We start from the raw sequence: 5,630 nt of genomic DNA, 5'->3' as shown, positions 1-5,630 counted from the left end.
CTGCGTGGTCGCGCCCGGCCGCAACGAGGCGATCCTGGCCGACCTCGTCCGCCGCTTCGGCGCTCGCGTGAAGCCGGTGAAACTCACCGGCAATGAGGACGACGACCGCCAAAGCATGAAGCGCGCCGCATCAGGCCCGGTCGATTGCGTGTTCGACATCATGCCGCCTTCGGTCGGCACCAACGTCGTGCGGGCGGCGGTCATGACGGTGCGCCCCTATGGACGCGTCGTGCTGATGGGCGGCGTCGGTATGGCGGGCGGCCCGGGGCTCGAGCTGCCCTACCCCTGGATCATGCGCAACTGCATCAGCATTCATGGCGTCTGGATGTATCCGCCGGACGCCGCGAGCCGCCTGATCGCGCTGGTCCGGTCGGGTCTGTTGCAGCTCGACGAGTACAAGACCACGGCTTTCGACCTCGATCATGCCAACGAAGCCATCGCTCATGCCGCCGCCAACGGCGGACCGTTCAAAATGACGGTGATCAGGCCCTGAGCATTCGGGGAGCGCCGTCGCCAACTTTTTTCGTCAGTCCAACCAGGCACTTGGCTACTGTGCATGGGGTTGTTTTCGCGTTTCTATTCGAGCTCGACCACCTGGCCGTTCGACAGCGAGACGCGCCGGTCCATGCGGCCGGCGAGCTCCATGTTGTGAGTCGCAATCAGCATCGAGACCTTGGTTGCCTTGACGAGCTGCATCAGCGCCTGGAACACATGATCGGCGGTGTGCGGATCGAGATTGCCGGTCGGCTCGTCCGCAAACAGCACGCGCGGCGCATTGGCAACCGCGCGCGCGATTGCGACGCGCTGCTGCTCGCCGCCAGACAGCTCGGCGGGCCGATGGGTGATGCGGTCGCCGAGGCCGAGATAGCCGAGGATCTCCTTGGCGCGCTTGACGCTCTCGGACTTCTTGAGGCCGCGGATCATCTGCGGCATCATGACGTTCTCGAGCGCGGAGAACTCCGGCAGCAGCCGGTGCGACTGGTAGACGAAGCCGATATCGGTACGGCGCAGCTGCGTGCGCTCGATGTCGGGCAGCTGCGAGGTCGGCGCGCCCGAGACGTAGACCTCGCCGGAATCCGGCGCTTCGAGCAGCCCCGCGATGTGCAGCAGCGTCGACTTGCCCGAGCCCGACGGCGCGACCAGCGCGACCGATTGGCCGGCCCACAGCGCGAGCTTGGCGCCATCGAGGATCGTCAGCGGCACCTCGCCCTGCAAGTACTGCCGCTTTATCTCGTGGAGATAAATGACCGGTACATCTTCAGCCCCCTGCTGCTGCTCCATCAGCCCCTCACTCGTACCGGAGCGCTTCGACGGGATCGAGGCGCGCGGCGCGCCACGACGGATACAGCGTCGCCAGGAACGACAGCGTCAGCGCCATGATGACGACGGCCGTGGTCTCGCCGACGTCGATCTCGGCGGGCAGTTTCGACAGGAAATAGAGCTCCGGCGAGAACAGCTCGGTGCTGGTCAGCCAGGACAGGAATTGCCTGATCGATTCGATGTTGAGGCAGATCACGAGGCCGACGAAGAAGCCGACCATCGTGCCGACCACGCCGATCGAGGCGCCCGTGATCAGGAAGATCCGCATGATCGATCCCTGCGAGGCGCCCATCGTGCGCAGGATCGCGATGTCGCTGCCCTTGTCCTTCACCAGCATGATCAGGCCGGACACGATGTTCAGCGCCGCGACCAGCACGATCATGGTCAGGATCAGGAACATCACGTTGCGCTCGACCTGGAGCGCGTTGAAGAAGGTCGAGTTGCGCTGCCGCCAATCGACCAGGAAGACCGGACGGCCCGCGGCCTCCGTCACCGCCTTGCGGAAGGCGTCGATCTTGTCGGGGTTGGTGGTGAACACCTCGATCGAGGTGACGTCGTTGCTGCGGTTGAAATAGGCCTGCGCTTCGGCGAGCGGCATGAACACGAAGCCGAGATCGTATTCGGACATGCCGATCTCGAACACGGCAACGATCTTGTACGGCTTGATGCGCGGCGTCGTGCCCATCGGCGTGACCGCGCCCTTCGGCGCCACCAGCGTGATGCTGTCGCCGGCATGCAGCGAGAGCTGGTCGGCGAGGCGCCGGCCGATCGCGACACCCTGGCCGTCGTCGAAGCCCTCGAGCGAGCCCTGCTTGATGTTCTTGGCGATCGAGGTGAGGTTGTTGAGGTCGTCGGAGCGAATGCCGCGCACCAGCACGCCAGAGGCGTTCCACGGCGATGACGCCAGCGCCTGACCATCGACCACGGGCGCGGCGAGCCGGATGCCCTGGACCTGGCTGAGGCGGTCGGCGACGTCCTTCCAGTCGGTCAGCGGCGATTCCAGCGGCTGGACCAGGATGTGGCCGTTCAGCCCCAGGATCTTGTCGAGCAGCTCTTTGCGGAAGCCGTTCATGACCGCCATGACGATGATCAGCGTCGCCACGCCCAGCATGATGCCGAGAAAGGAGAACCCGGCGATGACCGAGATGAATCCCTCCTTGCGGCGCGCCCGCAAATAGCGCCCCGACAGCATCCACTCGAATGGCGCAAAAGGCGCGGTCTGCACGGTTTCGGTCATGGTCTCATCCATCGCTCGATAATCCCATGATTCGGGGTCAAATGTGGCCGGATTGGCGGCCGCGATCTCGCGCGATGAACAATATTCAGCCGACCACCCTTATCAGCCCACAAGTCTTGCGACCGCGTCCGCAGGCGACATGGTCTCGCGGGAGCCGTCACTTCGCCGCTTGATCTCGACCTTGCCGTCGGCGAGCCCCTTCGGCCCGATCATGATCTGCCAGGGGATGCCGATGAGGTCGGCGGCGGCAAACTTGGCGCCGGCGCGCTGGTCGGTGTCGTCGTAGAGCACGTCAACGCCCTTGGCCGTGAGCTCGGCATAGAGCTTCTCGCAGGCCGCATCGACGGCAGCATCGCCCTGCTTGAGGTTGAGGATCGACACGCGGAACGGTGCCACCGCCTCCGGCCATTTGATGCCGGCATCGTCATGGCAGGCCTCGATGATGGCGCCGAGCAGGCGCGAGACGCCGACGCCGTAGGAACCGCCATGGATTGGTACGTCGACGCCGTCGGGACCCGCAACCAGGGCCTTCATCGCGTCCGAATATTTGGTGCCGAAATAGAAGATCTGCCCGACCTCGATGCCGCGGGTGTTCACCCGCTTGTCCACGGGCACTTCCTGCTCGAAGCGCGCGGCGTCGTGGACGTCTTCGGTGGCAGCGTAGACCGAGGTCCACTGCTTGATGATCGGCGTCAGGTCGCTCTCATAATCGACGTCCTCGCCGGGCACCGGCAGGTCCAGCACGTCGCGATTGATGAAGACGCCGGATTCTCCGGTTTCGGCCAGCACGATGAACTCGTGGCTGAGGTCGCCGCCGATCGGGCCCGTCTCGGCCCGCATCGGGATCGCCTTCAGCCCCATCCGCGCGAAGGTGCGCAGGTAAGCCACGAACATCTTGTTGTAGGCAACACGCGCCGCGGCCTCGTTGAGGTCGAACGAATAGGCGTCCTTCATCAGGAACTCGCGGCCGCGCATCACGCCGAAACGCGGACGCTGCTCGTCGCGGAATTTCCATTGAATATGATAGAGATTCAGCGGCAGGTTCTTGTAGGACTTCACATAGGCCCGGAAGATCTCGGTGATCATTTCCTCGTTGGTCGGCCCGTACAGCAACTCGCGCTTGTGACGGTCGGCGATGCGCAGCATCTCCGGACCATAGGCGTCGTAGCGGCCGCTCTCGCGCCAGAGGTCGGCGAGCTGGAGCGTCGGCATCAACAGTTCCAGCGCGCCGGAGCGATCCTGCTCCTCGCGCACGATCTGCTCGATCTTCTTCAGCACGCGGAAGCCGAGCGGCAGCCAGGCATAGATGCCGGCCGCCTCCTGCCGGATCATGCCCGCGCGCAGCATCAGCCGATGCGAGACGATCTCCGCCTCTTTCGGATTTTCCTTCAGGATGGGCAGAAAGAACCGCGACAACCGCATGGCAATACTCTGGGAATCAGTGATCGCCTGCAGTGAAACCGGATTGAGAGCGAAAACACAAGACCGGGAATGAGGAAAAGCCGCTAAGGCAACGGAATTCCTGTCATTTTTCCGTCGGACTTCAGGTTCTGCTTAAACTGCGCCTTACGGCAACGTGACGTCGAGTTCATCTTCGAGCGTGATTTGCTCGAAGTCGGTCACCAGCGCGTCGATCCGCACATGCCAGCGGCCGGCAAAGGGAAGCTCCACCTTGCGCACATGCCAGTAGCCGTCCGCCCCTCGCGAGGCCTTCCGCTCCATCGGCTCGATGCCGCGTTCGGGCAGGCTCAGCGTCAACGTCGCCTCCTTGGCCGCCAGCGGCGTCCCCTCGCCGGTCATGAGCTGAAGCACGAAATCGTCGAGCCCCGCCTTGCCCGGAGAGACCAGGACCTGGAACATCGCCTTGTCGCTGTGGATGTGGATCGCCAGCGGCGTCTCCGGAACGATGGTCCGCGGCGGCGGCGTAAAGCGCCAGCCGGCGACCACGGCGAGAATGGCGAGAGCGATGGCGCATTCGAGCAGGATCGAGCGCTTGAGGGCGGCCGCGACCTTGCGAGCTCCTGCGAGTGCGGGGGTCAGGCGAAAGCGGTTGAACGCGGCAAGCGCCAGCAACACTGCGACCAACATCAGCTTGACCACGAGGATGAGGCCATAGCGCGTCTCGATCAGCGCAGCCGGCTTCTCCAGCTGAACGATCGCGAGTCCAAGGCCGGTCAATGCCAGAGCTCCGACTACCGGCACGGCAACGCGGGAAAAGCGGCTCACGACGGCGATCGTCGCCGTCGTCGGCTTCGACACCAACGCGACCAGCGGCGCGAGAGCGCCGATCCAGAAGGCAACAGCGAGGCCATGGAGAAAGACCGCCGGTCGTGTCAGCGCCTCCGGCGGCGCCGTTGCGGCGTGCCCGGTCATGGCGAGCGACAGACCGACACCGATGAATGCGATCATCGCAAAAGCGCGCGCGTACCATGCGCTGCGCAGCGCCATCCATGCGAACAGCGTGGCTGCGAGGGCAACGATCAAGGCAGGGCCTGCGCTGGTCGCAAATGCGACCTTCCAGGGGCTGGCCGTCGCAAGAGCGGTCGGAGGCAGCCCGAGGAGATCGAGGCCCAATACGCCAACGGAGACCACCGCGCTCGGAAGGCCGATCGCGAGCGCCAGGCGCGGAACGGCCGTGCCGATCATCGACCACGCAACCCAGCGCGCGAAGAACACGCCGCCGATTCCGACGAACAGTCCGACATAGAGGCCGATCCGCGCCAACCAGATCAGCACGTCCAACCTGTTATCCGCGGCGGCCGGAGGCTTCGTCGCCGTCGGCATGCCGATCGAGAAGGTCACCGATCCCGTGATGGGATGGCCGTCCTGCGAGATCACGCGATAGCTGACGACCACGGTCCCCTCAGGCAGGTCCGCCGGCATCGCGACCGAAATCGTCTCGCCCGATGCGCTGACACGGGTATCGTTCCGCGCCCTGCCCGCACCGTCGATCAGCCGGATCGCGCCCGGCGTCACCGTCTCGTTGAAGCGCAGCTCCACCGCCTTTGGGGCACGCGCAAGCATGCTGCCGCTCGACGGCTCGACCGAGACGAGCGCCGCATGCGCAAGGGCG

The 5,630-nt window shown here is 64.9% G+C and carries 4 protein-coding genes and 1 pseudogene; 1 reads left to right on the top strand and 4 read right to left on the bottom strand.

Annotation, left to right across the window (positions count from 1 at the left end; all coding sequences use genetic code 11):
• Positions 1-493, top strand: a pseudogene (locus tag MOV75_RS25595) (alcohol dehydrogenase); the annotation flags it as partial.
• An 83-nt stretch (positions 494-576) separates the two neighbouring features.
• Here MOV75_RS25595 and MOV75_RS25590 read toward each other — a convergent pair.
• The 4 genes from MOV75_RS25590 to MOV75_RS25575 all read right to left on the bottom strand — a co-directional run.
• On the bottom strand, positions 577-1,281 hold the full coding sequence (locus MOV75_RS25590; protein ID WP_018320184.1) for an ABC transporter ATP-binding protein: 705 nt from the start codon (positions 1,279-1,281) through the stop codon (positions 577-579).
• A gap of 7 nt (positions 1,282-1,288) precedes the next feature.
• Positions 1,289-2,569, bottom strand: a complete 1,281-nt coding sequence (locus tag MOV75_RS25585) for a lipoprotein-releasing ABC transporter permease subunit (RefSeq protein ID WP_246925828.1) — start codon at positions 2,567-2,569, stop codon at positions 1,289-1,291.
• Positions 2,570-2,659: 90 nt separating this feature from the next.
• Positions 2,660-3,979 (bottom strand): proline--tRNA ligase, encoded by a 1,320-nt coding sequence (gene proS / locus MOV75_RS25580; protein ID WP_246925825.1) that lies wholly within the window; start codon positions 3,977-3,979, stop codon positions 2,660-2,662.
• 144 nt (positions 3,980-4,123) lie between these two features.
• Positions 4,124-5,630, bottom strand: a 1,507-nt coding sequence (locus MOV75_RS25575; protein WP_247006811.1) for a CopD family protein, incomplete at its 5' end; no start/stop codon positions are given.

It is taken from the genome of Bradyrhizobium sp. PRIMUS42 (assembly GCF_023006515.1).
Lineage (GTDB): Bacteria > Pseudomonadota > Alphaproteobacteria > Rhizobiales > Xanthobacteraceae > Bradyrhizobium.
The sequence above is the reverse complement of the archived record's forward strand: the minus strand, read 5'-3'. Positions and strand labels throughout refer to the sequence as shown.

Coding starts and splice junctions, on each gene's coding strand:
- MOV75_RS25590 (WP_018320184.1), bottom strand. CDS start 1,281: ATGGAGCAGCAGCAGGGGGCTGAAGATGTACCGGTCATTTATCTCCAC.
- MOV75_RS25585 (WP_246925828.1), bottom strand. CDS start 2,569: ATGGATGAGACCATGACCGAAACCGTGCAGACCGCGCCTTTTGCGCCA.
- proS (WP_246925825.1), bottom strand. CDS start 3,979: ATGCGGTTGTCGCGGTTCTTTCTGCCCATCCTGAAGGAAAATCCGAAA.